This window comes from Cryptosporangium arvum DSM 44712, assembly GCF_000585375.1.
GTDB lineage: Bacteria > Actinomycetota > Actinomycetes > Mycobacteriales > Cryptosporangiaceae > Cryptosporangium > Cryptosporangium arvum.
On the sequence record NZ_KK073874.1, the window covers coordinates 5268200 to 5292441 of the forward strand.

Sequence of the window (24242 nt, forward strand, 5' to 3'; positions counted from 1 at the left end):
CCCGAACTGAGGCATTGGGGCTGGCGAGGAAGAACTGTCAGTCGAGGCCGGCGTGGTCCTCGAGAGCAACGAGATCGCGCACGACGAACCAGCGGTAGCGTGTCTCGATCACCCCGCGCAACCGCAGCTCGCGCAGCGCGCCCTGCGTCGACGTCAGACTGCATTCCGCCGCGGCCGCGAGCTCGGGCTGGGTGAGGGGGAAGGTCAGCTCCCAGCCGTGCTCGTACCGTTCGCCGTAACGCCGGACGAAGTACGCGAGGATACGAGCGACCCGTACCGAGGCGGGGTGTTCGCCGAGCTCGATCCGGCGAGAGGTCGCCGCACGCAGGCGCTCGGTGAGTACGAAGTGCAGTGCTGCGCTCGCGCTCGACCGGGTGGCGAGCAACTCCCGCCAGTCACGGACGTTGATCTCCCGGGCGTGCACGACCCCGCAGGCCGTTACCGTGGCCGTCCGCGGCCCGTCGTCGGTGGCGGCGAGCTCGCCGACGACCTCTCCCGCGGTTCGCACCGAGAGGAAGATCGTGCGGCCGCCGGCGGTGCCTACAGTGACCTTGACGACCCCCGATACCAGCAGGTATACGTGCGTGCTGAGGTCGTCTTGATGAAGCAGAACCTGTCCCGCCTCGAACCGGCGGCGCACTCCCGTCGAGAGAATCTGCGCGCGCACCGCTGGTTCGAGGCGGCCGAGAAAGCTTCCCGGTAACCAGGAATCGCCGGACGCATCCGTCTGACTCATGAGGCCCCCCAGCCAATCGTCAGATTGGTGGAGACTATCGGTCCGGGTGCCCGATCCGCTGACTCACGCGGTCAGCGCGATGTACTTCTCCTCGAGGAACTCGAGGATGCCCTCGGAGCTGCCCTCGCGGCCGAGGCCGCTCTGCTTCACGCCGCCGAAGGGGGCGGCCGGGTCACTGACGACGCCCCGGTTGACCGCGACCATGCCGGCCTCGAGCCTGCGGGCGACCGCCACGGCCGCGCGCTCCTCACCGAAGACGTACGCCATCAGCCCGTACTCGGTGTCGTTCGCCATCTGGACGGCCTCGTCGACGTCGTCGAAGCGGACGATCGCGGTGACCGGGCCGAAGATCTCGGTCGTCGTGATCGTCGAGCCGTGGGTGACGCCGGTGAGCAGCGTCGCGTCGTAGAACGCGCCGTCGGCGGAGGCGTTGCCGCCGAGCTTCAGCGTCGCGCCGTCGTCGACGGCGCCGGTGACCAGCGCGGCGACCTTGTCCCGCTCGGCGACCGACACCAGCGCTCCGAGGCCGTTGGCCCGGTCGAGGCCGGGGCCGACCTTGACCTTCGCCAGCGCGTCGGTCATCAGGTCGACGAACTCGTCGTGCACCGAGTCGTGGACGTAGAAGCGGTTGGCCGCGGTGCAGGCCGAGCCGCCGTTACGCATCTTGGCCAGCAACGCGCCCTCGACCGCCGAGGGCAGGTCGGCGCCGGGCAGCACGATCAGCGGCGCGTTGCCGCCGAGCTCCATCGACGTGCTCACGATGCTGTCCGCGCAGGCGTGCAGCAGGTCGCGGCCCACCTCGGTGGAGCCGGTGAAGCTCAGCTTGCGCACCTCGGGCCGGTCGATCATGGCCTTGACCAGCGGCCCGGTCGGTACCGGCGTGACCAGGTTGACGACCCCGGCCGGGACGCCGGCGCGGCGCAGCACGTCCACCACGTAGGCGGCGGTCAGCGGCGTCTCGCGGGCGGGCTTGAGGATCGTCGTGCAGCCCGCGGCGAGCGCCGGGGCGAGCTTGCGCGTCGCCATCGCGGCCGGGAAGTTCCACGGCGTGATCAGCAGCGACACGCCGATCGGCGACCGGTCGACGATGATGCGCTTGTCACCGGCCGGGGAGAGGCGGTAGTCGCCGGGCACCCGGACCGCCTCCTCGGCGAACCAGCGGAAGAACTCCTTGGCGTACCCGGCCTCGCCCATCGCGTCCGACCAGGACTTGCCGTTCTCCCTGACCATGATCTCGGCGAAGACCTCGACCTCGTCGGTGAGGATCTCGTAGGCCCTGCGCAGGAGTTCGCTGCGCTCGCGCGGCGCGGTCGCGGCCCAGGCGGGCTGGGCGGCGGCGGCCGCGTCCACCGCGTCCATGCAGTCCTTCTCCGACGCGATCGCGAACTGCGCGACGACCGAGAGGTCGGCCGGATCGACGACGTCGAAACGCGTGCCGTCGGAGCCCGGGCGCCATTCGCCGTCGATGAAGAGGTCAGTGATCACGGGGCAACCTCCGGTTCGGGGTGGGGCCTCATACTGTCAGCGCTCCGTCGTGGGCCCGTTCGAGGATCTCGAGCAGCGCCTCGCGGGTCGGGTCGATCGGGGCGATCGCGAGCAGCCGCTGGGCGCCCAGCGCCAGGTCGGCGATGCGCGGCAGCTGGTCGCGCGCGAGCCCGATCTCGGCCAGCGTGGCCGGGACGCCGATCGCCCGGTTGATCGCGACGATCCGCGCGATCGCCCCGTCCGGGGCACCGAGGGCCTCTCCCAGCGCGTCGACCCGATCCGGCACGGCGGAGCGGACGGCGTCGAGGACGTACGGGAGCATCAGGCCGGTGCCCAGACCGTGCGGGGTCTTGGTCAGGGCGCCGATCGGGTACTGGAGCGCGTGGCCGAGGTGCGTGCCGGTGGAGCCGAACGCGATGCCGCCCAGCAGCGACCCGCGCGCCACCTCGCTGCGGGCCCGCCGGTTGTCCGGCTCGGACACCGCGACCTCCAGCCACGGCCCGAGGTGCCGGGCGGCCTGCAGCGCGACCGGCTCGGCCAGCGCGTTCCGCCCGGTGAACACCGGCAGCGGCGCGGCCCAGGAGTTCTCCAGCGGCCGGGCGGTGTAGGACTCCACCGCGTGCACGAGCGCGTCGATGCCCGAGTACGCGGTGACGGTGGCGGGCGAGCCCAGCGTGAGCTCCGGGTCGACGATCGCCGCCGCCGGCACCAGGAAGGGGCTGGAGATGCCCACCTTGAGCTCGCGGTCGGGATCGGAGACCACCGCGACCGGCGTCACCTCCGAGCCGGTGCCCGCGGTGGTGGGCAGCGCGACGATCGGCACCACCGGCCCCGGCACCAGGTTCTCGCCGTAGTAGCTGTTCAGCGGGCCGCCGTACGCCGCGAGCAGCGCGATCAGCTTGGCCGCGTCGAGCGCGCTGCCGCCGCCGATCGCGACGATGACGTCAGGCCCGTACTCGCGGGCGACGACCCCGGCGGCGTCCAGCGAGTCGACCGGCAGTTCCGGCGTGACGTCGGCGTAGACCTTGACCTCGACACCCACGGCCTCCAGGCCGCCGACCGCGGACGCCAGGAACGGGGTGCCGGTCAGGAACGGGTCGACGACGGCGAGGACGCGGCGGCCGTGGACACGCACGATCTCCGGGAGCTGTTCCCGGGCGTCGTAGCCGAAGTGCACACGGGCGGGCAGGCGTAACGTGCCGATCTCAGGCAACGAACCCACCGTCCACCGGCAGGATGACGCCGCTCAGGTGACTGGCCCGGTCGCTGAGCAGGAACGACGCGGTCTGGCCGACCTCCGCGCCGGTGCCGGCCTTGCGCAGCGGCGTCTTCGCGATGCGCTCCTCGACGCCGCCGGGGATCGCCCGGCGGGTCGCGTCGAGCATCGGGGACTCGGTAGGACCGGGCGCGATCACGTTCACCCGGATGCCGAGCGGGCCGAAGTCGTGCGCCGCGGTGCGGGTCAGGCCGATGACCGCGTGTTTGCTGGCCTGGTAGGCGCCCATGCCGGAGCTGCCGCGCAGACCGCCGATGCTGCTCATGTTGACGATCGAGCCGTGGTCCTTCAGCACGCGGACCTCCTCGCGCAGGCAGAGCCAGGTCCCGCGCACGTTCACCGCCATGATCCGGTCGAACTCCTCCTCCGGAACCTGGTCGAGGCGCCCGGCCTGGGTCATCGCGGCGTTGTTGAACGCGCCGTCGAGCCGGCCGAACCGCTCCACCGTGGCGTCGACGAAGTTCGCCACGTCGGCCGCGTTCGCGACGTCGCCGGTGGTGTACGCGACGTCGTGCCCGTCCTTCTCCAGCTCGGCCGCGAGCTCGGCCAGCGGTCCCTCGGAGCGGGCCACCAGCATCAGCGACGCACCGTCGGCGGCGAACACGCGGGCGGCGTCGGCGCCGATCCCCGCGCTCGCCCCGACGACGAGGACGACTTTCCCTGCGAGGTCAGGCATCGGTACTCCGGGTGATCGAACGGCCGGCCTGGACGGCGGCCCTGGCGGCGGCGCCGAGCAGGCTGGCGTCGTTACTGAGCAGGGTGAACGTGAAACCGGTCTCGACGGCGTAGCGGGCGGCGTCCGCGGTGGCTCCGCCCGCGTTGCCGACCGGGACGTGCGCGCTCCGCGCGGCGTCGACGACGTCGGCGACCAGGTCGGCGACGTCGCTACGGCCTTCGCTCACGGACAGGTCGGCGGCGCCGACGAGCAGCGCGTCGATACCGTCGGTCGCGGCGATCGCGCCCGCGTTGCGCACGCCCTCGGCGCTCTCGATCTGCGCGATCACCACGACTTCCTCCTGGCCGTACCGGAGGTACTCGGCGCGGGGCAGCGCCCCCCACTGGCCGGCCCGGCTGGTGGAGCCGACGCCACGGGTGCCCAGCGGCGGGAATCGCACCGCGGTCGCGACCTCGCGGGCCTGCTCGGGGGTGTCGACGTGGGGCACCATGATGCCTTCGGCGCCGGAGTCCAGGACCCGCTGGATCAGGCCGGGGTCACGGCCCGGTACCCGCACGATCGGCGCCACCCCGGTGTGCAGCGCGGTGCCGATCAGCCGGTACGCGGTCTCCAGGTCGACCGGCGAGTGCTCGAGGTCGATCACGACGAAGTCGAAGCCGGCCAGCGCGACCAGCTCGACGACCTCCATCGCCGGGATCTTGATCCAGGTGCCGAGCGCCGGGGATTTCCCGAGGGCCGCGCGGAAGAGGCTGGCGCGCGTCACGGGGCAGGGTAGTCGTCGGCGTTCAACACCCAGCCGCTGGCCGAGAAGTCCACCCGCGGGGGGCCGAAGATGTCGATGAGCTGCTGGTGCTCGCCGATGCCCTGGGTGGTGTGGACCGTGGGCGGCGGGATCACGCAGATCGACGGGGTCGCGATCTCGCGGTGCTCGTCCTCGCGCCACTGGGTGGAGTCGGGGCCCCACGGGTACCGGATGTGGTGCACGAACCGGCCCTTGACCGCGAGCGAGATCTGCTCGAAGTCGTCGTGGTGGTGCGGCGAGAGCTTCTTCACCGGCCGCGGTGCCGACTCCTCGGCCAGGAAGTTGACCATCAGGTTCGTGGTGCGGAAGATGCGCCCGAACCGGCCCTCGGCGATCGGGGTGTCGACCAGCCGGTAGACCCGCAGCCGGAAGCCGCCGACCGGGTCCGGCCACGGCACGAGCGGCGCCGCCCGCAGGTCGGGTTCCGCGAACGCCTCGGCGTTGAGCGCCGCCGACGTCAGGTCGGACGCCACCGTCGAGAACAGCCGGATCAGGACGCCGTCCGCGTCGACGCGGATCGAGCTGTCACCCGGCGGCACCACGACGAACGCCTCTTCGGCGACCGACTGCGTCTCCTCGCCCGCGGTGACCGTCACCGGCGCGCTGTCGGAGTACATCAGCACCGCGTACTCGTCCGGCTGCCCGGCCCGGTCGAACACGTCCCCGGCGCGCGCCTCGGTGTACGCCAGCACCAGGTTCGACGCCCGGGCCAGCCAGGTGCGGCTCCCGTTCTCCGCCACCTCGGTCGGTGCGAGCGAGAGGAACTCGATCCACTGGGAGTTCTTGATCGGCGTCGACGGGTCGACCGTGCGTGCCGGTGCCGCCGCCGCGAGCTTCGAGCGGATGTCGTCCGCCGCGTACGTGGTCATGATGTGGTCCTTTCCCCTGCGCCTCGCAGCGCGAGCATCGCCCGCGCCTCGTCGGGAGTAGCGATCTCCTTGCCCAGGTCTTCGACTACCGACCGGATCTTCCGTACCTGCTCGGCGTTGCTCGTGGCCAGCTTTCCCTTGCCGATCCACAGGCTGTCCTCGAGCCCGACCCGCACGTTGCCGCCGAGCCAGGCGCTGTGGGTGCCGAACGCCATCTGGTCGCGGCCGGCGGCGAACGCCGAGAAGTAGTAGTCGTCGCCGAACAGCTTGTCCGCGATCCGAACCATGTGTTCGAGGTTCTCGTGGTCGGCGCCGATGCCGCCGAGGATCCCGAACACGCCCTGGATCAGCAGCGGCGTGGGGGCCAGGCCACGGTCCACGAAGTGTGCCAGCGAGTACAGGTGCCCGATGTCGTAGCACTCGTACTCGAACCGCGTGCCGTTCGCGCCGAGCGTCCGCAGCGTGTTCTCGATCCGGTCGAACGAGTTCACGAACGGGTGCGAGTACGTGTTGAGCACGTACGGCTTCTCCCAGTCGTGCTTCCACTCGGTCACCTTGTCGGCGATGCCGGAGTACACGAAGTTCATCGACCCCATGTTGAGCGACGCCAGCTCGGGCTCGAACGTCGTCGCGCCGGCGAGCCGCTGCTCCATCGTCATCGCGGTGGAGCCACCGGTGGTGATGTTGATGACCGCGCCGGTGCGCGCGACGATCGGCGGCACGATCTCGGCGAAGATCTCCGGCTCCCAGGCCGGCCGGCCGTCGGGGTGCCGGGCGTGCAGGTGCACGATCGCGGACCCGGCCTCGACCGACTCCACCGCGGCCTCGACGACGTCGGCCGCGGCCAGCGGCAGGTACGGGCTCTGCGACGGCACGTTCACCGAGCCCGTCACCGCGGTCGTGATGATGACTTTCGACGCCCGGCGCATCAGGGCTTCTCTTCCAGCCCGAGCAGGTAGGCGGTGTTGTGGCAGATCATCTGGCGGATGTCGGCCGCCGGGATCCCGTGGTCGAGCAGCTGCTGCCCCATGTACAGGTAGGCGTCGACGGGCAGCGGGTTGCCCTTCTGACCGAGGTCGGAGTTGATCACGGTGTGCTCGGGCCCGATCTTGCGGATCCAGTTCACGAGCTGCTCGGTCGGCCAGCCGACGGCCTTCACCTCGGGGTTGTACATCGCGAGGTCGTGCTCGACGAAGACGCCGAGCCCGATCATCTCCTCGATGATCGCGTCGTTCACGTTCACGATGTAGTCGGGGTGGTGCAGCATCATGCGCTTCACCCCGGCCTCGCTCGCGGCCCGGAAGAACGCCAGCATCGAGTCCCCGTCGAGGTGGCCGCCGGTGAGCATGATCCCGGCGTCGGCGACCAGCTTGAGCACCAGGCGGGTGTCGGCGCTGATGTCGCCGGACTCGTCGTAGATCGAGACTTCCTTCTCGTACAGCTCGCCACCGGCGCTGGGGAACCCGTCACCGTCGCTGTGCGCGCAGATGTGCTGGCCGGCCGAGACCGTCGGGCCCCAGACGCAGCGCCCGCCCATGTTGATCGCCAGCGCGGTGGCCGAGGGGTTGATGCCGCCGACCTCGGAGTTCAGCGCGACGCCGCCGTAGACCGGCGTCGGAGCGTCCTTGAGCTGGGTCTTCATGGCCAGGACGTCCATGGCCGTGTTGTGGTGGTGGGACTTGACGAGGATCGCGCGCATGTTGATGCGCGCCCCGTCGTACGAGGCTTCCACGTGGTCGAGCCGGCGCGGGAACGGGCTCGGGCCGGAGTGGCAGTGCAGGTCGACCGCGCCGTCGAGAACCTTTAACAGCGCGGCCGACGGAGCCGATGCCTCTGCAGTGGTGGCCATGCGGACGCCTCCATCGTTTGTTCATATCGCGTACTGCGTGTGCACACTACGGACAATAGAAGTCCCAGTCCAGACCCCCATACGTGCACTTTGGGATGCGCGTTCCGGCTGTGAGTTCACATTGCGAGTTCGACGGTTGCATGTTGAACTTCCGCCTGCTTCACTGTCGGAACTCTGAGACACCGACCACAGGAGGCGGACGAAATGAGCGTCGAGCAGCGCGGGAGCCCTCCCGCCCCGGCCAAGCGGTGGCGCACGCCGAGCCCGCAGTGGCTGCTCGTGCTCCCGGCGCTGGCCCTGCTGACGGGGATCCTGCTGGTGCCGTTGGGCCGCAGCGTCGCCACCAGCGTGGGATCGCCGGAGTTCACCCTCGAGCACTACAAGACGCTGTTCACTGACGGGGTCACGCTGACCGTGCTGCTGCGCACCGCGGGCACGGCCGCCGCGGTCACGGTGATCGCACTGGCGCTCGGTTATCCGTACGCGTACGTGATGACCCGGGTCGGGCCCCGCCTGCGCGGCGTGCTGATGGTCGTCGTCCTGGTGCCGTTCTGGACGTCGGTCATGGCGCGCAACTTCGCGTGGATCATCATCCTGCAGCGCAACGGCCCCGTGCACTCGTTCTTCAAGCTGTTCGGGCTGGACATCGTGCTCTACCAGAGCGTCGGCGGCGTCACGATCGCGATGAGCCAGGTGCTGCTGCCGTTCATGGTGCTCCCGCTCTACACCGCGCTGGCCGGCATCGACCGCAAGCTGCTGCTGGCCGCCCGCGGGCTCGGCTCGCACCCGGTCAAGGCGTTCTGGAAGATCTACTGGCCGCTCTCGCGCGGCGGCGTGGTCTCCGGCCTGATCCTCGTCTTCACGCTCAGCCTGGGCTTCTACGTCACGCCGGCGCTCGTCGGCGCGCCGCAGCAGTCGCTCGTCGCGCAGCTGCTCGGTCAGCGCACAACCCAGCTGCTCGACTTCGAGGGCGCCAGCGCACTCGGGCTGGTCGTGCTCGTCGTCTCGCTGGTGCTCGTGGCGTGGGCCAACCGCGTGGGCGGCACGATCTCGGCGATCGGCGCCGTCGCCTCCACCGCCCCGGAGAAGAGCCGCTCATGACCTCGACGCTAGAAGCGCCCGCGCCGGCCCGGAAGAAGGATCGGGGCGTCGACCCCGTTCCCTGGTGGCTGAAGCTGGTCGCGGTCGTCGTCGGCCTCTACTTCATCCTGCCGACGCTCTTCGTGATCCCGATGAGCTTCAGCCGGGCGACGACGTTCCAGTTCCCCCCGAAGGGCTTCTCGCTCGCCCTGTACGAGAACTTCTTCACCAACCCGGTCTGGCTCGACGCCCTGCGCAACTCGGTCGTCGTCGCGCTGCTGGCGTCGCTGCTGGCCACGGTCGTCGGCACCGCCGCCGCACTCGGCCTGCACAACCTGCAGGGGCGGCTGGCCCGGTTCGCCCGCACGATGCTGATGATCTCGATCGTCACCCCGGCGATCGTCATCGCGGTCGCCGTGTACATCTCGTTCCTGCAGTGGCAGCTGGTCGGCACGCTGGCCGGGTACGTCCTGGCACACGCGGCGATCGGTGTGCCGTTCGTGCTGGTCGCGGTCACCAGCGCGCTGGGTGGCTTCGACCCGAAGCTGCTCCGCGCGTCGGCCTCGCTCGGCGCTCCGCCGGTGCGCACGTTCCTGCGGGTCACGATGCCGCTGATCAGCCGGGGCATCGTGACGGGTGCGGTGTTCGCGTTCGTCACCTCGTTCGACGAGGTCGTCATCGCCCTCTTCCTGCGCTCGCCGGCGCTCCAGACGCTGCCGGTGCAGATGTACAACTCCGTGACCGTCGAGATCGACCCGACGATCGCCGCCTCGTCCAGCGTCGTGGTCACCGCCGTGACCACCGCCTGTCTGATCCTGCAGTTCGTGGGCAGCCGCCGGAAGTCCCGTTAGGAACCCCCATGTCTGTCGAAGCAACCACCACGACCACCAGCACCGGCATCCGGCTGGAGCGCGTCACCAAGAGCTACGGTCTGCCGACGCCGGCCGTCGACGACGTGTCGCTGAGCATCGAGCCGGGCGAGTTCATGACGCTGCTCGGGCCCAGCGGCTCGGGGAAGACGACGACGCTCAACCTCATCGCGGGCTTCGAGACGCTCACGGCGGGCACGATCGCGTTCGACGGCGCCGACGTGAGCAGCCTGCCGCCGCACAAACGCGACCTCGGCATGCTGTTCCAGAACTACGCGCTGTTCCCGCACATGACCGTGGCGCAGAACGTGGCCTACCCGCTGCAGGAGCGCAAGCTCCCCAAGCCCGAGATCACCAGGAAAGTCGCCGAGGTGCTCGAGCTCGTGCAGCTGACCGGGCGCGACGGCCACCACCCGAACCAGCTCTCCGGTGGCCAGCAGCAGCGGGTCGCGCTGGCCCGCGCGATCGTGTTCGACCCGAAGGCCCTGCTGCTCGACGAGCCGCTCGGCGCGCTCGACCGCAACCTGCGCGGCACGCTCCAGGCCGAGATCCGCCGGATCCACCGCGAGGTCGGCACGACGTTCGTCTTCGTCACGCACGACCAGGAAGAGGCGATGAACCTCTCCGACCGGATCGCGCTGTTCAACAACGGCCGGATCGAACAGGTCGGCACCCCGGAAGACCTCTACCAGCGTCCGGAGACGCTCTTCGCGGCCCGTTTCCTCGGCGACTCGAACGTCTTCGAGCTCGAGCAGGCCCCCGACGGCGACAAGGTCCGCTGGGAGGACAACGTGTGGGCGTCCGGGCCGGGCGCCGGCTCCGCGCTCGTCGTCCGCCCGGAGGACGTGCGGCTCAGCGACGGTGAGACGCCCCCCGGCGCGAACGCGGTGAGCGCCACGATCCGCGACCTCGAGTACCTCGGCTCGTACCGGATGGCCGTGCTGTCGCTCGGCCGCTCCGGCGTGACCGGCAAGGCCCGGCTCGACGCGTCGCAGTCCGATCTCACGCTCGGTCAGCCGGTCACCGCGTGGTGGCCGGTCGATCGCCAGCGTCTCGTAGCCCTCTGACCAACCCCTCTCCCCACCCCCTGAAAGAGGCAACGATGCCCAGACGTCTGTTGGCCGTGGTCAGCACGGTCCTCGCCGTGAGCCTGCTCGCCGCGTGCGGCGGCGGTGACGCCGCCGAGAACGACCCGGACGGCAAGGTCACCCTCACCTTCACCGGTTACGGCGGCGACGGCCAGAAGGCCATGATCGCCTCGTACCAGAAGCCCTACACCGCCGAGCACTCCAACGTCAGCTTCGTCAACACCTCCCCGCCCGACGTGGCGCAGGTGAAGGCCCAGGTGCTGAGCAAGTCGGTGAAGTGGGACGTCGTCGCGGTCGCGCCGGCCGCCGCCACCCAGAACTGCGGCAAGCTGTTCGAGGAGCTCGACTTCTCCGACCTGAAGGACAAGGGCGACCTGGTCGAGGGCACGGTCGGCAAGTGCTACCTGGGTAACTGGATCAACGCGAACCCGATCGCCTACCGCACCGACGCGTTCCCCGACGCGGCCAAGGCCCCGAAGACCGTCGCGGACTTCTTCGACGTGAAGAAGTTCCCCGGCAAGCGCGGTGTGCTGACGAACATCCAGAACGGTGTGCTGGAGTACGCGTCGCTCGCCGACGGCGTCGCGCCGGACCAGATGTACCCGCTCGACGTGCCGCGTGCGCTGAAGAAGCTCGACACGATCCGCAGCCAGACGACGTTCGCGCCGAACGTGGGTGCGCTCCAGCAGGCCGTCGGCGCGGGCCAGGTCGACATGTTCATCCTTCCGGACTCGCGTCTGGTGCCGCTGATGAACGCCGGCACGAAGATCACGGTCACCTGGGACGTCACGGTCACCGCGCTGAACGCGTTCGCGATTCCGAAGGGATCGCCGAACAAGGAGGCCGCGCGCCGGTTCATCGAGACCGTCGTCTCCCCGCCGTCGGTCGAAGCGATCTCCGAGGCGCTGGGCACCCAGCCCATCAACAAGGCCGCCAAGGCCAAGCTGACCGAGAACGCGCTGAAGGTCCAGGTGGCCGGTCCGCAGAACACCGGCAAGGTCGTCCAGCAGGACGTCGACTGGTATTCGAAGAACTTCGATCAGGTCAACACGCAGGTCAACAACTGGCTCGTAGGCTAGGAAAGAACATGGCGAACTCAGACCCGAGCGATGTCTCGACCTCCGACATCCAGGCGGTCACCCGCGTCGGCCAGATCTGTGCGCTCTTCGGGCCCAGAATCCCGGAGTTGACGGCGGCCGACGTCGCCGACCGCACCGGACTGAACCGCACGACGGCGTACCGGTACTGCGCGTCGATGGTCGCCGCCGGCATCCTCGAGCGTGGCACCCGGCGCGGCACGTTCGCGCTCGGCCCGCTCATGCTGGACCTCGGGGCCCTGGCCCTCGGGCGCCAGCGGGTCGTCGAGATCGCCCGTCCTTACCTGCAGAAGCTGAGGACCGCCGTCCGCATGACGGCGGTGCTCAGCGTCGCCGGCGCCCACGGGCCGATCGTGGCGCTCGTCGAGGAGGACACCAGCCGGGTGGTGGTGATGACCGTGCTTCCGGGGACGAAGCTCGACGTCACCGCCGCGCAGACCCGGCTGTTCCTCGCCCACGCCGACGCGTCGGCGACCGATGACCTGCTCGCGGACCTGTCCCCGGTCGAGCGCGTCCGCCTGGAGGCGGACGTGCGGTCGGCCCGCGAGCAGGGCTTCAGCTTCGTCCGGCCGCCCGGGGGCCCGACCGCGGTGGCCGCGCCGATCTTCGACGCCAACGGCCTGTGCGCGACCGTGGCGATCCTCTCCGCGGGCGACATCCCCGACCTGTCCCCCGCGCTCGAACACCTCCTGGCCACCGCCGGGGGGCTGAGCGACGAACTAGGAGCCGCCCGTGCCGCCGAAGTATGACGACCTGGCTTCGGCCGACCCGCCGTACTCCAGCTGGGAGTACTTCGGCCGGGAGGACCAGCGGGGCACGATCAACTTCCTCACCCCCGAGCGGGTGGCGGCGGCCGCACGGCTCGTGCGTACCGGCAAGCAGATCGGGCTCGACTACCCGGTGAACGCGTTCGAGCCCTATCCGACCGGCACCCGGCCGGCCACCCGCCACCACGTCTTCGCGAACAACGAGTTCCACCGCGACGACTGGATCGACTCGTTCTACCTGCAGTCCACGTCCCAGGTGGACTCGCTGCGCCACATCGGACACCCCGCGCACGGCTTCTACAACGGCCGGTCGCCGTCCCAGAACGACGCCGGCTCCACCGACCTGGGGATCCACGTCTGGGCGTCGACGGGCATCGCGGGGCGGGGGGTGCTGCTGGACGTCGAGCGGTACTTCCCCGGGCCCGGCTACGACCACGAGACGACGATCCCCCTCGACGTCGCGACGCTCGACGCGGTCGCCGACGCGCAGGGCGTGACCTGGTCGGGCGGGGAGATCCTGCTGCTGCACACCGGGTGGGCCGAGCACTTCCTCGCCGCACCGGCCGACGAGCGGGCCCGGATCAAGAACCGGTCACCCGGGCTGGCCCAGCGCCAGGAGATCGTGCGCTGGCTCTGGGACCACGAGATCGCGCTGGTCGCGTCGGACAACCTGGCGGTCGAGGCCGATCCGGTGGTCGATTCGGATTTCCGGATCCCCGGGGCCCGGCCGCCCGAGCGGGGCGTGAACCACGACGGCATGCTCCACCGGCCGCTGATCGCGCTGCTGGGGATGGCGATGGGCGAGATGTGGAAGCTCGACGAGCTCGCCGAGGACTGCGCCGCCGACGGCCGCTACGACTTCCTCCTGACCTGCAAGCCGCTGCACCTCATCGGGGGTGTCGGCTCCCCGGCGAACGCGATCGCCCTGAAGTGATCAATCGTTTTTCTTGACCTCGTCGTGGCACGATCGCGGGCATGTCTTCGAGAACGCCTGCCGCTGACACCCACGACGTCATCCGCGTGCACGGAGCACGCGAGAACAACCTCAAGGACGTCAGCGTCGAGCTGCCCAAACGACGGCTGACGGTGTTCACCGGCGTCTCCGGATCGGGGAAGAGCTCGCTGGTGTTCGACACGATCGCCGCCGAGTCCCGGCGGTTGATCAACGAGACCTACAGCACGTTCATGCAGGGCTTCATGCCCACCCAGTCGCGGCCCGAGGTCGACGTCCTGGAGGGCCTGACCACCGCGATCATCGTCGACCAGCAGCGCATGGGCGCCGATCCGCGCTCCACGGTCGGTACCGCCACCGACGCCAACGCGATCCTGCGCATCCTGTTCAGCCGGCTCGGGCAGCCGCACATCGGCTCACCGCAGGCGTTCTCGTTCAACGTCGCCTCGATCAGCGGCGCCGGCGCGGTGACCCTCACCAAGAGCGGGCAGACCGTCAAGGAACGCCGGGAGTTCTCGATCACCGGCGGCATGTGCCCGCGGTGCGAGGGGCGGGGTTCGGTCAACGACATCGACCTCTCGGCGCTCTACGACGAGGACAAGTCGCTCAACGAGTCCGCGATCAAGATCCCCGGCTACAGCATGGAGGGCTGGTACGGGCGGATCTTCCGAGGCGTCGGCTACTTCGACCCGGACAAGCCGATCAAGAAGTACACCAAGAAGGAGATGCAGGACCTCCTCTACCGCGAGCCGACGAAGGTCAAGATCGACGGCATCAACCTGACCTACTCCGGGCTGGTCCCGTCGATCCAGAAGTCGTTCCTCTCCAAGGACATCGACTCGCTGCAGCCGCACATCCGCGCGTTCGTGGAGCGGGTCGCGACGTTCACGACGTGCCCGGAGTGCGGCGGGACCCGGCTCAACGAGGCGGCCCGGTCGTCGAAGATCGACGGCATCACCATCGCCGACGCCTGCGCGATGCAGATCACCGACCTGGCGGCGTGGGTGCGCGGCCGGTCGGAACCGTCGGTGGCCCCGCTGCTGGCGACGCTGCAGCGCACGCTCGACTCGTTCGTCGAGATCGGACTCGGGTACCTGTCGCTCGACCGGCCGTCGGGCACGCTGTCGGGCGGTGAGGCGCAGCGCACGAAGATGATCCGGCACCTCGGCTCGTCGCTCACCGACGTCACGTACGTGTTCGACGAGCCGACGATCGGCCTGCACCCGCACGACATCGCGCGGATGAACAACCTGCTGCTGCAGCTGCGCGACAAGGGCAACACCGTCCTCGTCGTCGAGCACAAGCCGGAGGCGATCGCGATCGCCGACCACGTCGTCGACCTCGGGCCGGGCGCGGGCACCGCGGGCGGCGAGGTGATGTTCGAGGGCACCGTCGACGGCCTGCGGGCCAGCGCGACGCTCACCGGGCGGCACCTGGACGACCGGGCCTCGCTCAAGCCGTCGCTGCGGACACCGACCGGAACGCTCCAGGTACGCGGAGCCGACACCCACAACCTGCGCGACGTCGACGTCGACGTGCCGCTCGGGGTGCTGGTCGTCGTCACCGGGGTGGCCGGGTCGGGCAAGAGCTCGCTGATCCACGGCTCGGTGGCCGGACGCGACGGCGTGGTCGCGGTCGACCAGACGCCGATCCGCGGTTCCCGGCGCAGCAACCCGGCGACCTACACCAGCCTGCTCGACCCCATCCGCAAGGCGTTCGCCAAGGCCAACGGGGTGAAGCCGGCGCTGTTCAGCGCGAACTCCGAGGGCGCGTGCCCCAACTGCAAGGGCGCCGGCGTCATCTACTCCGACCTGGCGATCATGGCCGGCGTCACGACCGTCTGCGAGGTGTGCGAGGGCAAGCGCTTCTCGGCCGACGTGCTCGAGTACACGTTCGGCGGCAAGGACATCAGCGAGGTGCTCGGGATGCCGGTCGCCGAGGCCGCGGACTTCTTCGCCGACGGCGGCGGCTCGTTGCCGGCCGCACACAAGATCGTCGAGCGGCTCGCCGACGTCGGGCTCGGCTACCTCACGCTCGGCCAGCCGCTCACCACGCTCTCCGGCGGCGAACGGCAGCGGCTGAAGCTGGCCACGCAGATGGGCGACAAAGGCGGGATCTACGTCCTCGACGAGCCCACGACCGGGCTGCACCTGGCCGACGTGGAGAACCTGCTCGGGCTGCTCGACCGGCTGGTCGACGCGGGCAAGTCGGTGATCGTCATCGAGCACCACCAGGCCGTGATGGCGCACGCCGACTGGATCATCGACCTCGGCCCCGGCGCCGGGCACGACGGCGGAACGGTCGTCTTCGAGGGCACGCCGGCCGACCTGGTGGCCACGCGCTCGACGCTGACCGGCGAACACCTCGCCGACTACGTGGGCGGCTGATCGCCGCGCTCGATGGCACCCATACGGATCAGTCATTTCCCCGGCCGGCCCACCCGGCCCGAGGATGAGGCGTATGGGACGCTGCGCCGGAAAGATCGTCGTCGTGACCGGGGCGGCCCGGGGTCAGGGCGCGGCCGGGGCCGCGGCGCTGGCCGAGGCCGGGGCCACGGTGATCGCCACCGACGTCCTGCCCCCGGCTGAGCCCACCCCGCCCGGCGGGGTCGTGTTCCGCGCGCTCGACGTGACCTCGCCGGACGGGTGGGCGGCGCTGGCGGCCGAGGTCGGAGACGTCTACGGGCGGGTCGACGGGCTGGTCAGCAACGCCGGGATCGCGTCCCGCGACCGGCTGCCGGACGTGCCCCTGGACGCCTGGCACCGGGCCCTGGACGTCAACGCCACCGGGCCGCTGCTCGGGATCCAGGCGCTGGCCCCGCTGATGGCGCCGGGCTCGTCGAGATCGCGGTCGACGGCGGCCTGACCGCCCACGTGTCCCACAAGGGCATCGCCGACGCCACCCGCCCTTGACTTCGAGCGCGCTCGAAGGTCGACGATCGGAGCATGACAAAACGCATCACCACGCCGTTCGGAGCCACCTCGACCGCCGCGGACGTCGTCGCCGGCCTCGATCTGCACGGTAAGCGGGCGATCGTCACCGGGGGCGGCTCGGGGATCGGCGTCGAGACCGCCAGGGCCCTCGCGCTCGCCGGCGCGGAGGTCACGCTCGCGGTACGCCGTACCGGTCCGGCCGAGGACGTCGCCGCCGACCTCCGGCGATCGACCGGCAACCCCGCCGTGCACGTCGCCCCGCTCGAACTCGTCGACCCGGCCGCCGTCGCGGCGTTCGCCGACGCGTGGAGCGGACCGTTGCACATCCTGGTCAACAACGCCGGCGTGATGGCGATCCAGGAACTCACCCGGACCCCGGCCGGGCGCGAGACGCAGTTCGGCACGAACCACCTGGGGCACTTCGCGCTCGCCAACGCGCTGCACCGCGCGCTCGCCGCCGCGAACGGCGCGCGGATCGTGTCGGTGAGTTCGAGCGGTCACCTGCGTTCGCCGGTCGTGTTCGACGACCTGGACTACCGGTTCCGCGACTACGACCCGTTCGGCGCCTACGGCCAGGCCAAGACCGCGAACGTGCTGTTCGCGGTGGAGGCGACGCGGCGCTGGGCCGACGACGGGATCGTCGCGAACGCGCTGATGCCCGGCGGGATCCACACCGCGTTGCAGCGCCACGTCGGGGACGCGGAGTACATCGCGCGGGCACGGGAACGCTTCGCCGCGGCCGGCGTGCACTTCAAGACCACCGAGCAGGGTGCGGCCACGTCCGTGCTGCTCGCGGCCTCACCGCTGCTCGAGGGCGTCGGCGGACGGTACTTCGAGGACTGCGCCGAGGCGGTCGAGATCACCGGACGCACGGAGACGACGATCGCCGGCGTCGCCCCCTACGCGCTGGACCCGGCCAACGCCGAGCGCCTCTGGGAGGTGTCGGCGGCCCTGACCTGAGCCGGGCCGGCGCTGAGCCGCCGGGCCGGCGCTGAGCCGCCGGGCCGGCTCAGGGGTCCAGCCGGTCGACGCCGTTGGTCGGGGTGTCGGGGCCCGGGTCGCTCGATCCGGAGACGCCGTGCGGACCGGAGCCGGTGCCGTGGGGGCCGGAACCGTGAGGGCCGGAGCCGTTCGGACCGGAACCGTTGGGGGAAGCGCCGTTCGGGCGGCGCCAGACGCTCGCGTCGCCGGGGAGCGCGGCCGCGTCGACGAGGACGACCGCCTCGTCACGCGCGTCCCTCGGCAGCGACGCGGTGAGCTTCCCGTGGCTGCGGTGGGCCTCCAGCGCGGCCCGGTGGTACTGCTCGAGCATCGAGGCGAACCCCTCGTCGGCGTAGATCGAGCCGTCGACGAGCGGCCCCGGCCGCCCCTCCAGCACCGCGACGACGTCCTCACCGGTGAGCGTCTTGTGCGTCTCCAGCGCGTGCGCCAGCGCCAGCACCTGCACGCGGTTCTCCTCGAGGATCTCGGCCGTGCGCGCGAGCATCGTGGCGAGGTTGTCCTCGATGCGGTCGGCGAGCGCCTTCCGCGCGTCGAGCTCCTCGCCCTTGCCGCCGAGGCCCTTGCCGCCGGGCGCGCCGGTACCGAGCTGCATCGAGTACGCGTACGACGACACGGTCGAGCCCATGCCCCAGACGCCCTCCATGTTCGTCGCGACCGCGGTGGCCGACTCCAGGTCACCGGACACCCCCGACGAGCTGTCCCCGTCGAAGAACATGCGCTCCCCGGCCAGCGACGCCAGCGACACGTAGATGTCGGACTCGTAGTGGCTGCGCCACGTCGTGAACTGGTCCTCGGGCGGGATCGACGCGACCATCCCCAGGTACCCCGATCCCTTCTCGATCGTCGCGATGTCGATCTCCATGTGGTGGCGCGTGCGGTACGCGACCACCGCGTGGCACGCCTCGTGCACCGCCACCGCGTGCCGCTCGCGCTCGATGTACTCGACGTTCTCGGCCGGGCCGAGCTCCTTGAGCTGCTTGGCGCGGATGATGTCGCGCCAGGTGATCGTGTCGCGCTCGTCGCGGATCGCGGTGATCAGCGCCTCGTTGACCATGTCCTTGATCGTGGCGCCGGTGGCGTACGGCGTGATCGTGGCGAGCTTGTCGATCTGCTCGGCGTCCAGTTCGTGCTTCACCTTGTCGAGGTAGCCCTGGTAGGTGCGCACCCGGCCGGCCTTGGTGGGGTACCCGACCTTGTAGATGCGGTCGATCCGGCCCGGACGCAGCAGCGCCTCGTCCAGCGCTTCCGGCAGGTTCGTCGCCATCATCACCAGGATGCGGTACTTCGGCGGCGGCTTCGGCCGCATGCCCAGCGCGCGACGCACGTACCGGTTGACGAACCCGCGCGGCTTCTTGAGGCCGGACAGCTCGGTGAGCAGCGCTTCGAGGGTGCCCATGCCGGCACCGCCCCCGCCCATGCCCCCCATGATGATCTTGTCCTTGCGCGGCTCCACGTCGTCGCGCATGGCCTGGCGGGTCAACCGCAGCCGCGAATCGCCGGACAGGTACGAGAAGCCGTGACACCCGTCGGCGAACGGCGCCGGGGTCATCCCGCCGCGCGGGAACGACCCGCCGCCCTGGGCCAGCGCGCCGCGGTTGCCGAGCGAGTCGGCCTCGTCCAGGAAGACGATGACCCCGCCGTAGCGCAGCGCGAGCTTGCGCAGCTTGCGGAAGAGCGCCTTGACCTTGAGGATCCCGACGCCCATGAACATGTTGGTGAACGCGCCGGGGTCGACGAACACGTACGGTTTGCCGGTCTCACCGGCCACCGCCTCGGCCATCAGCGTCTTGCCGGTGCCGGGCGGGCCCCAGAGCAGGATGCCGCCGGGCACGTACCCGCCCTTGGACTCGATCGCCTCGGGGTTCTCCAGGTAGACGATGTTCTCCTTGACCCGCTCGAGCACGTGGTCCTGACCCCACACGTCGGTGAAGCGGGTCTTCACGTCGTCGGGGTAGTAGACCTCGACGCCGCCGCGGGAGAGGAACCAGAAGATCGCGACGAACTGCCCGACCGCGATGAACAGAATGAACACGACCTGCAGGAACATCGGCGCGGCCTGCCACAGCAGCGCCGGGACCTGGAACAGCGCCAGCAGCGGCGTCGTGTCGAGCACCGCGGCGAGCACGACCGCCAGGAGCGTCAGGATCAGCAGCCACTTGACGACCCGGATCAGGCGGAAGCGGGTCCAGTCCGAGAAGAGCCGGTGCGACGTGCGCTCGAACCCCCCGAAGATGCCGTGCGTCCACAGGCGGTGGTACCCGGACGCGTGCTCGCTGACCAGGTAGTGCAGCTGGCGCAGCACCTCGATGCCGGCCAGCACCAGGAGCGTGATGCCGGTGCCGCTCTGCAGCTGCAGCCGGTTGGCGTCGGCGAACGGCAGCAGCGGGTTGTCGGCCATCGCCGCCCACACCAGCGCGAACCACACGAGCGTGAACAGCAGCAGGAACTTGACGCGGTCCCAGAAGGGCAGCTTCTTGCGGGTGGTGCGTACCTGTTCGCGCGGCCCGGTCTCCGGCGGCCGTAAGCCCTCCACTGTGGTCATGTGTCGCTCCTCACCGTGAAGGACGTCGCGATCGTGTCGAGCTCGTCCAGCCGCTCGCGGTAGCAGCTGGTCGAGCACCGGATGATCAGCAGGTAGAGCATCGTTCCGGCGTTGTCGACCAACGCGGTCTGGTCGAACGTGTGCAGCACGCCGTTGGCCAGCTCGTAGTCGAAGATCACCCGGACGCCGTGCAGCCCGTCGGACGGGGTGAGCACCTCGCTGTGCACCAGCTCGAAGCCGGTGAGCGGGAGCGACCCGGCCGAAGCCTCCCGGGCGGCCGGGGTGACCGGCAGGAAGGCGTCACGCAGCAGGTCGAGTGAGACCTTGCTCTGCTGTTGTTCGGTGAGCGGGGAGACCCGGGCGTAGACGATCGGGTCGTCGGTGAGCCCGACGGTGACCAGATGGTCCGCGGCCGGGGTGTCGGCGGCGTCGTAGGCGACCGACCACCAGGACTGCTCACGCATCTCGGCCGCCACCGAGTCGGTGTTCGTGCCGCTCAGCGCGTCGTCGAGCGACTTCGTGGCGGTCTCGTGCCAGCCGTGCGGAACCTTGAAGTACGTCCGGTGGCCCGAGTTCTTCACGTACGTGAAGTCCGGTGCGCCGCAGCCGGCGACGAGGGCCAGCACGATGATTCCGACGATGTGGATCCTGCGTTTGTGCATAGCGACTCCACCACCCGCTCGGCCCGGCGCAGCGTTGTCAGTATCTACCCGGACTGTTACACCGTCGTGACCTTCTGAAATTTTCGGTGCATGCGTAAACAAAAGAGTCGGGGGTTGACCTTGACCCAGGGTCAACCCTCCACGCTCGAGCCATGCGCGAAAACATCTCGGCGTTCTGCGACGCCAACCAGGTCCCCGGTTACCTCGTCGGTGTCTCCCGGGGCGGTACGACGACCACGCTCGCCCACGGCGTCGCGAACACCACGACCGGCACCCCGATGACCGGCGACACCGGCTTCCTGTTCGGATCGATCACCAAGATCATGACCACGACGCTGGTGCTCCAGCAGGTCGAACGCGGCGCACTGCGGCTCGACGAACCGGTCGCGGACCACCTGCCGGGGATCCCGCCGGGGATCCTGGTCCGGCACCTGCTCAACCACACCAGCGGGCTCGACGCCGACCTGTTCTTCCCGGACGCGAACGGCCCCGGCGCGCTCGCCGAGTACGTCGCCCGCCTCGAGCGCGAATGCGGGACGCTGTTCGGGCCCGGCGAGCTCGTCAGCTACTCCAACGGCGGCATGATCGTCGCCGGGCGGCTGCTCGAGGTGGTCACCGGCCGCACCTACCCCGAGCTGCTGGCGGCCGAGATCTACGGGCCGGCCGGCATGGCCGACGCGAGCACGTCGGCGAAGGAGGCGATCCTGCGCCCGACCGCGGTCGGGCACTTCCCCGGCGAGGACGGCGTCCCCCGGCGCACCGAGGTGTTCATGCTGCCCGACAGCTGGGGGCCGGCCGGCGGCACGCCGATCGGCACCGTCGCCGACCTGCTCGCGTTCGGGCGGGCGCACCTCGACGACGGCGGCCCACTGCTCTCGGCCACCTCGGCCGCGGCGATGCGCACGGTCTCGGCCGACCTCGGCACCCCGAACACGTCGCCGATCGGCCTCGGCTGGCTGCTCGCGCGGCACGGCGACACGACCGTGCTGTCGATGACCGGCGCCTCCCCCGGCGGCGTCGCGGTGCTCGCCGTCGTCCCGTCGCTGGATCTCGTCTTCGTCGCGTACGGCAACGCCCCGCAGGCGCTCGCACTGCACGAGGAACTACTGAGGGGCCTGGTGCCCGGGACCGGCGACCTGACCGTGTCCGAGCACCCGCACGACCTGACCCCGTACGCCGGGACCTACCGCTCGAACCAGCTGCGCGTCGACGTCCGCGTCGTCGGTGACACCCTGGAGGAGACCGTCACCTACGAACCCGCGGACGCGTCGCAGGAACGCATCTTCACCGGCTTCGCCGGCGGCGGGTTCCCGTTCCCGCCGATGCGGTACGTGCCGGTGGGGCCGGGGCTGTTCGCGCCCGAGGGGCTGCCGCTGGACCAGCCGCTCGGCTACACCCGCCAGCTGCTGGTGTCCTACCACGGCGAGTACCGCAACGCGGGCGGCCGGCTGAGCCGCCGTGCGCGCTGAGAAGCTCTCTCCCATGAACCTGCTGACGATCGGCCAGCTGGCGGCGTACGCCGGGGTCACGATCAAGGCCGTGCGGCACTACCACGCGCGTGGCCTGCTGCCGGAGCCCGGGCGCGACGCGTCCGGGTACCGCCGGTACGGCGCCGCGCACGCGGTCGCGCTGGTCAAGATCAAGACCCTGGCCGACGCCGGCGTGCCGCTCGCCCGGGTCGGGGAACTGCTCGCGGCCGACGCCGGGCAGCTGCGGAACGCGGTCGCCGAGATCGACCGGTCGCTCGACGCGCGCATCGCGGAGCTCCAGCGGGCCCGGACGCAGATCGCGCGGCTGGAGAGCGGCGACCGGCTGTTCGTGCCCGCGCGGTGCGACGCGTACCTGCGCCGGTTACGGGCCCTGGGGATCAGCGAACGGTCGGTGACCTCCGAGCGGGACGTGTGGATCCTGCTGCGCGCGGTGTCGCCGGAGACCGCCGACCGGTGGGTGGACGAGAAGACCGCGCTGCTCGACGACCGCGAGTTCCGCGGGCTCTACCTGGAGTACGACGCCGCGTTCGACTGGGACCCGGCCGACCCGCGGCTGCCGGACCTGGCCGCGCGCACCCGGGCCTGGCTGGCGGGACAGCCGCCCGAGGACCCGGGTGACGCGGACCTGTCGATCGCGGCGCTGGCCGCGAACTCGGTGGCCGAGCAGTCCCCGGCGTGGCTGCGGCTCGCGGCGTTGCTGGCGTGAGCGCGGGGTCTGGGCTTGTTATTTTCGACGAGCGGAGGTTTCAGCGGACGTAACGCTCGATCGCGTGGCGGATCTGCTCGGGGGTCATCGGGTCGGTGGAGAGCGCGCTGTGCAGCACCAGGCCCTCGATCAACGCGTCGAGTTCACGGGCGGTGGTGGGGTCGAAGTGCCGTTCGAGCGCGTCGCGGCTGCGCTGCATCCAGGCCTGGGTGACCGCGCGCAGCGCCGGGTTGCGGGCGGCGGCGACGTAGAGCTCGACGGTGAGCACCAGGTCGGGCGAGGAGCCGAGCAGGTCGTCGCGGACGAGCGTGATCACGGCTTCGATCGCCGAGGCGCGGTCGGTGGCGGCGGTGAGGCGCTCGTCGAACACGGCCGCGATCGTCTCGGCGTGCCGGGTGAAGGCTTCGGTGAGCACCTCGTCCATCGACGCGAAGTGGTAGGTCATCGACCCGAGCGGCACGTCGGCGACGCGCGCGATCTCCCGGTGGGTCGTCGCGGCCACGCCTTTCTCCGCGAGCACCACCAGGGCGGCGTCGATCAGCCGGTCCCGCCGCCCGGGGTCGTGCCGCCGCACCCGCCGCGGGGTGGGGATGCGGTCCGCGTTCATGTGTACGAGCGTACATAAGCAACACGACGCCGCCAACCGCACCGGCTCCGGCGGGCACCGGCTCGACGCGGTTCGCACCGAGGGTGATCGAGCCGGGCCGGCGGGGTCTGGCAGAATGCGCGGCATGACGGTGCCGGGGATCCTGCGCGAAGCGCGCGCCCTGGTCTTCGTACTGGTCTGCCTGAGCCTGTCCACCGCGCTGCACACCTGGGCCCACGGTGATCTACCTCCGCTGATCGCCCTGATCGCCGGCGCCGGCCTGGTCGTGCCGCCGGCGATCGTGCTGACCGGCAAGCAGCGCGGCCTCCCGCTCATCGCCGGTGCGCTCGCGGTCACGCAGGCCGCGCTGCACGGGCTGTTCACGCTGGTTCCGGCCGGGGTCGGGCACACGATGACGATGCCGGCGCCGGGTTCCATGCTCACCGCGCACGTCGTCGCCGGTGGGCTCACCGCGCTCTGGCTCTACGCCGGCGAGGTCGCGGTCTGGCGGCTCGTCCGCCGGCTCGCCCAGCGTCTGCCGCGCCTGGGTCTGTTGTTCGCGCTGGCGGCCCGGCGGCTGCTCGCGCCGGCTCCGCGCCGCTTCACCCGGGCGCGCCTGGCCGATCTCGCGCCCGCGCTGCCCGAGCCCACGTGGCTGCGCAGCGTCGTCCGGCGGGGGCCTCCGGCGGCCCTCGCCGTGACCGCCCGCTGACCTGATCCCCGCCGGCTCGCGCCGGTGGTCCGGGCTGCCCCGGGTGGATCACGGCCGTCCGCG

23 protein-coding genes are annotated in these 24242 nt (G+C 70.8%); 12 read left to right on the forward strand and 11 right to left on the reverse strand.

Annotation, left to right across the window (positions count from 1 at the left end; translation table 11 throughout):
• Positions 1-37: 37 nt before the first annotated feature.
• From CRYAR_RS23895 to CRYAR_RS23930, 8 genes are all read right to left on the reverse strand, one after another.
• Positions 38-736, reverse strand: a complete 699-nt coding sequence (locus tag CRYAR_RS23895; RefSeq protein ID WP_035855367.1) for a Crp/Fnr family transcriptional regulator — start codon at positions 734-736, stop codon at positions 38-40.
• A gap of 63 nt (positions 737-799) precedes the next feature.
• Complete coding sequence (locus CRYAR_RS23900) at positions 800-2221, reverse strand: NAD-dependent succinate-semialdehyde dehydrogenase (protein ID WP_035855368.1); 1422 nt, start codon at positions 2219-2221, stop codon at positions 800-802.
• 28 nt (positions 2222-2249) lie between these two features.
• A complete protein-coding gene (locus CRYAR_RS23905; RefSeq protein ID WP_035866083.1) occupies positions 2250-3434 on the reverse strand; it encodes an iron-containing alcohol dehydrogenase in 1185 nt (394 codons plus the stop codon).
• Entirely contained in the window at positions 3427-4173 is a 747-nt protein-coding gene (locus CRYAR_RS23910; protein ID WP_035855370.1) for an SDR family NAD(P)-dependent oxidoreductase, read from the reverse strand. Before CRYAR_RS23910 ends, CRYAR_RS23905 begins: the two co-directional genes overlap by 8 nt.
• The gene (locus CRYAR_RS23915) at positions 4166-4936 is read right to left on the reverse strand and encodes an HpcH/HpaI aldolase family protein (RefSeq protein ID WP_051570869.1); all 771 of its coding nucleotides are present in this window, start codon (positions 4934-4936) and stop codon (positions 4166-4168) included. The genes CRYAR_RS23910 and CRYAR_RS23915 overlap by 8 nt, the downstream gene beginning before the upstream one ends.
• Complete coding sequence (locus tag CRYAR_RS23920) at positions 4933-5844, reverse strand: cupin domain-containing protein (protein WP_035855371.1); 912 nt, start codon at positions 5842-5844, stop codon at positions 4933-4935. The genes CRYAR_RS23915 and CRYAR_RS23920 overlap by 4 nt, the downstream gene beginning before the upstream one ends.
• Positions 5841-6773: a 3,5-dioxohexanoate:acetyl-CoA acetone transferase gene (gene kce / locus CRYAR_RS23925; protein ID WP_035855372.1), complete on the reverse strand. Its 933-nt coding sequence runs from the start codon at positions 6771-6773 to the stop codon at positions 5841-5843. The genes CRYAR_RS23920 and kce overlap by 4 nt, the downstream gene beginning before the upstream one ends.
• A complete protein-coding gene (locus tag CRYAR_RS23930) occupies positions 6773-7693 on the reverse strand; it encodes a DUF6282 family protein (protein ID WP_035855374.1) in 921 nt (306 codons plus the stop codon). The genes kce and CRYAR_RS23930 overlap by 1 nt, the downstream gene beginning before the upstream one ends.
• 204 nt (positions 7694-7897) lie before the next feature.
• Here CRYAR_RS23930 and CRYAR_RS23935 point away from each other — a divergent pair, with 204 nt between their 5' ends.
• The 9 genes from CRYAR_RS23935 (at position 7898) to CRYAR_RS23975 (ending at position 17439) form a co-directional block, all read left to right on the forward strand.
• Positions 7898-8794, forward strand: a complete 897-nt coding sequence (locus CRYAR_RS23935) for an ABC transporter permease (protein WP_051570870.1) — start codon at positions 7898-7900, stop codon at positions 8792-8794.
• Positions 8791-9624 carry an ABC transporter permease gene (locus tag CRYAR_RS23940; protein WP_063725756.1) on the forward strand — a complete coding sequence of 278 codons (834 nt, stop codon included), beginning with the start codon at positions 8791-8793 and terminating at the stop codon, positions 9622-9624. Before CRYAR_RS23935 ends, CRYAR_RS23940 begins: the two co-directional genes overlap by 4 nt.
• A gap of 8 nt (positions 9625-9632) precedes the next feature.
• Positions 9633-10709, forward strand: coding sequence for an ABC transporter ATP-binding protein (locus CRYAR_RS23945; protein WP_051570871.1), 1077 nt, complete (start codon positions 9633-9635; stop codon positions 10707-10709).
• A gap of 35 nt (positions 10710-10744) precedes the next feature.
• Positions 10745-11809 carry an extracellular solute-binding protein gene (locus CRYAR_RS43545; RefSeq protein WP_084700884.1) on the forward strand — a complete coding sequence of 355 codons (1065 nt, stop codon included), beginning with the start codon at positions 10745-10747 and terminating at the stop codon, positions 11807-11809.
• An 8-nt stretch (positions 11810-11817) separates the two neighbouring features.
• Positions 11818-12576, forward strand: a complete 759-nt coding sequence (locus CRYAR_RS23955; RefSeq protein ID WP_035855375.1) for an IclR family transcriptional regulator — start codon at positions 11818-11820, stop codon at positions 12574-12576.
• The gene (locus CRYAR_RS23960; RefSeq protein ID WP_051570873.1) at positions 12560-13528 is read left to right on the forward strand and encodes a cyclase family protein; all 969 of its coding nucleotides are present in this window, start codon (positions 12560-12562) and stop codon (positions 13526-13528) included. Before CRYAR_RS23955 ends, CRYAR_RS23960 begins: the two co-directional genes overlap by 17 nt.
• Before the next feature lie 41 nt (positions 13529-13569).
• A complete protein-coding gene (locus tag CRYAR_RS23965; RefSeq protein ID WP_035855376.1) occupies positions 13570-15933 on the forward strand; it encodes an ATP-binding cassette domain-containing protein in 2364 nt (787 codons plus the stop codon).
• Between the two features lie 73 nt (positions 15934-16006).
• Positions 16007-16411 carry an SDR family oxidoreductase gene (locus tag CRYAR_RS23970; protein WP_051570874.1) on the forward strand — a complete coding sequence of 135 codons (405 nt, stop codon included), beginning with the start codon at positions 16007-16009 and terminating at the stop codon, positions 16409-16411.
• Positions 16412-16491: 80 nt separating this feature from the next.
• Complete coding sequence (locus CRYAR_RS23975; RefSeq protein WP_035855378.1) at positions 16492-17439, forward strand: SDR family NAD(P)-dependent oxidoreductase; 948 nt, start codon at positions 16492-16494, stop codon at positions 17437-17439.
• 49 nt (positions 17440-17488) lie between these two features.
• Here the strand turns inward: CRYAR_RS23975 and CRYAR_RS23980 are convergent, their stop codons facing one another.
• Both CRYAR_RS23980 and CRYAR_RS23985 read right to left on the reverse strand, forming a co-directional pair.
• The gene (locus CRYAR_RS23980) at positions 17489-20023 is read right to left on the reverse strand and encodes an AAA family ATPase (RefSeq protein ID WP_084700886.1); all 2535 of its coding nucleotides are present in this window, start codon (positions 20021-20023) and stop codon (positions 17489-17491) included.
• A complete protein-coding gene (locus CRYAR_RS23985; RefSeq protein WP_035855379.1) occupies positions 20020-20685 on the reverse strand; it encodes a hypothetical protein in 666 nt (221 codons plus the stop codon). The genes CRYAR_RS23980 and CRYAR_RS23985 overlap by 4 nt, the downstream gene beginning before the upstream one ends.
• A 152-nt stretch (positions 20686-20837) precedes the next feature.
• On the opposite strand from CRYAR_RS23985, the gene CRYAR_RS23990 reads away from it, so the two are divergent.
• Together CRYAR_RS23990 and CRYAR_RS23995 are read left to right on the forward strand one after the other, a co-directional pair.
• Positions 20838-22154 (forward strand): serine hydrolase domain-containing protein, encoded by a 1317-nt coding sequence (locus tag CRYAR_RS23990; protein WP_051570875.1) that lies wholly within the window; start codon positions 20838-20840, stop codon positions 22152-22154.
• Between the two features lie 13 nt (positions 22155-22167).
• Positions 22168-22881: a MerR family transcriptional regulator gene (locus CRYAR_RS23995; RefSeq protein ID WP_211247608.1), complete on the forward strand. Its 714-nt coding sequence runs from the start codon at positions 22168-22170 to the stop codon at positions 22879-22881.
• A gap of 40 nt (positions 22882-22921) precedes the next feature.
• Here the strand turns inward: CRYAR_RS23995 and CRYAR_RS24000 are convergent, their stop codons facing one another.
• Positions 22922-23488, reverse strand: coding sequence for a TetR/AcrR family transcriptional regulator (locus CRYAR_RS24000; protein ID WP_035855380.1), 567 nt, complete (start codon positions 23486-23488; stop codon positions 22922-22924).
• A gap of 124 nt (positions 23489-23612) precedes the next feature.
• Between CRYAR_RS24000 and CRYAR_RS43550 the strand changes: the two genes are divergently transcribed.
• Complete coding sequence (locus CRYAR_RS43550; RefSeq protein WP_051570876.1) at positions 23613-24179, forward strand: hypothetical protein; 567 nt, start codon at positions 23613-23615, stop codon at positions 24177-24179.
• The last annotated feature ends 63 nt before the right edge of the window (positions 24180-24242 follow it).

Coding starts and splice junctions, on each gene's coding strand:
- CRYAR_RS23895 (WP_035855367.1), bottom strand. CDS start 736: ATGAGTCAGACGGATGCGTCCGGCGATTCCTGGTTACCGGGAAGCTTT.
- CRYAR_RS23910 (WP_035855370.1), bottom strand. CDS start 4,173: ATGCCTGACCTCGCAGGGAAAGTCGTCCTCGTCGTCGGGGCGAGCGCG.
- CRYAR_RS23920 (WP_035855371.1), bottom strand. CDS start 5,844: ATGACCACGTACGCGGCGGACGACATCCGCTCGAAGCTCGCGGCGGCG.
- kce (WP_035855372.1), bottom strand. CDS start 6,773: ATGCGCCGGGCGTCGAAAGTCATCATCACGACCGCGGTGACGGGCTCG.
- CRYAR_RS23930 (WP_035855374.1), bottom strand. CDS start 7,693: ATGGCCACCACTGCAGAGGCATCGGCTCCGTCGGCCGCGCTGTTAAAG.
- CRYAR_RS23935 (WP_051570870.1), top strand. CDS start 7,898: ATGAGCGTCGAGCAGCGCGGGAGCCCTCCCGCCCCGGCCAAGCGGTGG.
- CRYAR_RS23940 (WP_063725756.1), top strand. CDS start 8,791: ATGACCTCGACGCTAGAAGCGCCCGCGCCGGCCCGGAAGAAGGATCGG.
- CRYAR_RS23945 (WP_051570871.1), top strand. CDS start 9,633: ATGTCTGTCGAAGCAACCACCACGACCACCAGCACCGGCATCCGGCTG.
- CRYAR_RS43545 (WP_084700884.1), top strand. CDS start 10,745: ATGCCCAGACGTCTGTTGGCCGTGGTCAGCACGGTCCTCGCCGTGAGC.
- CRYAR_RS23955 (WP_035855375.1), top strand. CDS start 11,818: ATGGCGAACTCAGACCCGAGCGATGTCTCGACCTCCGACATCCAGGCG.
- CRYAR_RS23965 (WP_035855376.1), top strand. CDS start 13,570: ATGTCTTCGAGAACGCCTGCCGCTGACACCCACGACGTCATCCGCGTG.
- CRYAR_RS23970 (WP_051570874.1), top strand. CDS start 16,007: ATGGGACGCTGCGCCGGAAAGATCGTCGTCGTGACCGGGGCGGCCCGG.
- CRYAR_RS23975 (WP_035855378.1), top strand. CDS start 16,492: ATGACAAAACGCATCACCACGCCGTTCGGAGCCACCTCGACCGCCGCG.
- CRYAR_RS23980 (WP_084700886.1), bottom strand. CDS start 20,023: ATGACCACAGTGGAGGGCTTACGGCCGCCGGAGACCGGGCCGCGCGAA.
- CRYAR_RS23985 (WP_035855379.1), bottom strand. CDS start 20,685: ATGCACAAACGCAGGATCCACATCGTCGGAATCATCGTGCTGGCCCTC.
- CRYAR_RS23990 (WP_051570875.1), top strand. CDS start 20,838: ATGCGCGAAAACATCTCGGCGTTCTGCGACGCCAACCAGGTCCCCGGT.
- CRYAR_RS23995 (WP_211247608.1), top strand. CDS start 22,168: ATGAACCTGCTGACGATCGGCCAGCTGGCGGCGTACGCCGGGGTCACG.
- CRYAR_RS24000 (WP_035855380.1), bottom strand. CDS start 23,488: ATGAACGCGGACCGCATCCCCACCCCGCGGCGGGTGCGGCGGCACGAC.
- CRYAR_RS43550 (WP_051570876.1), top strand. CDS start 23,613: ATGACGGTGCCGGGGATCCTGCGCGAAGCGCGCGCCCTGGTCTTCGTA.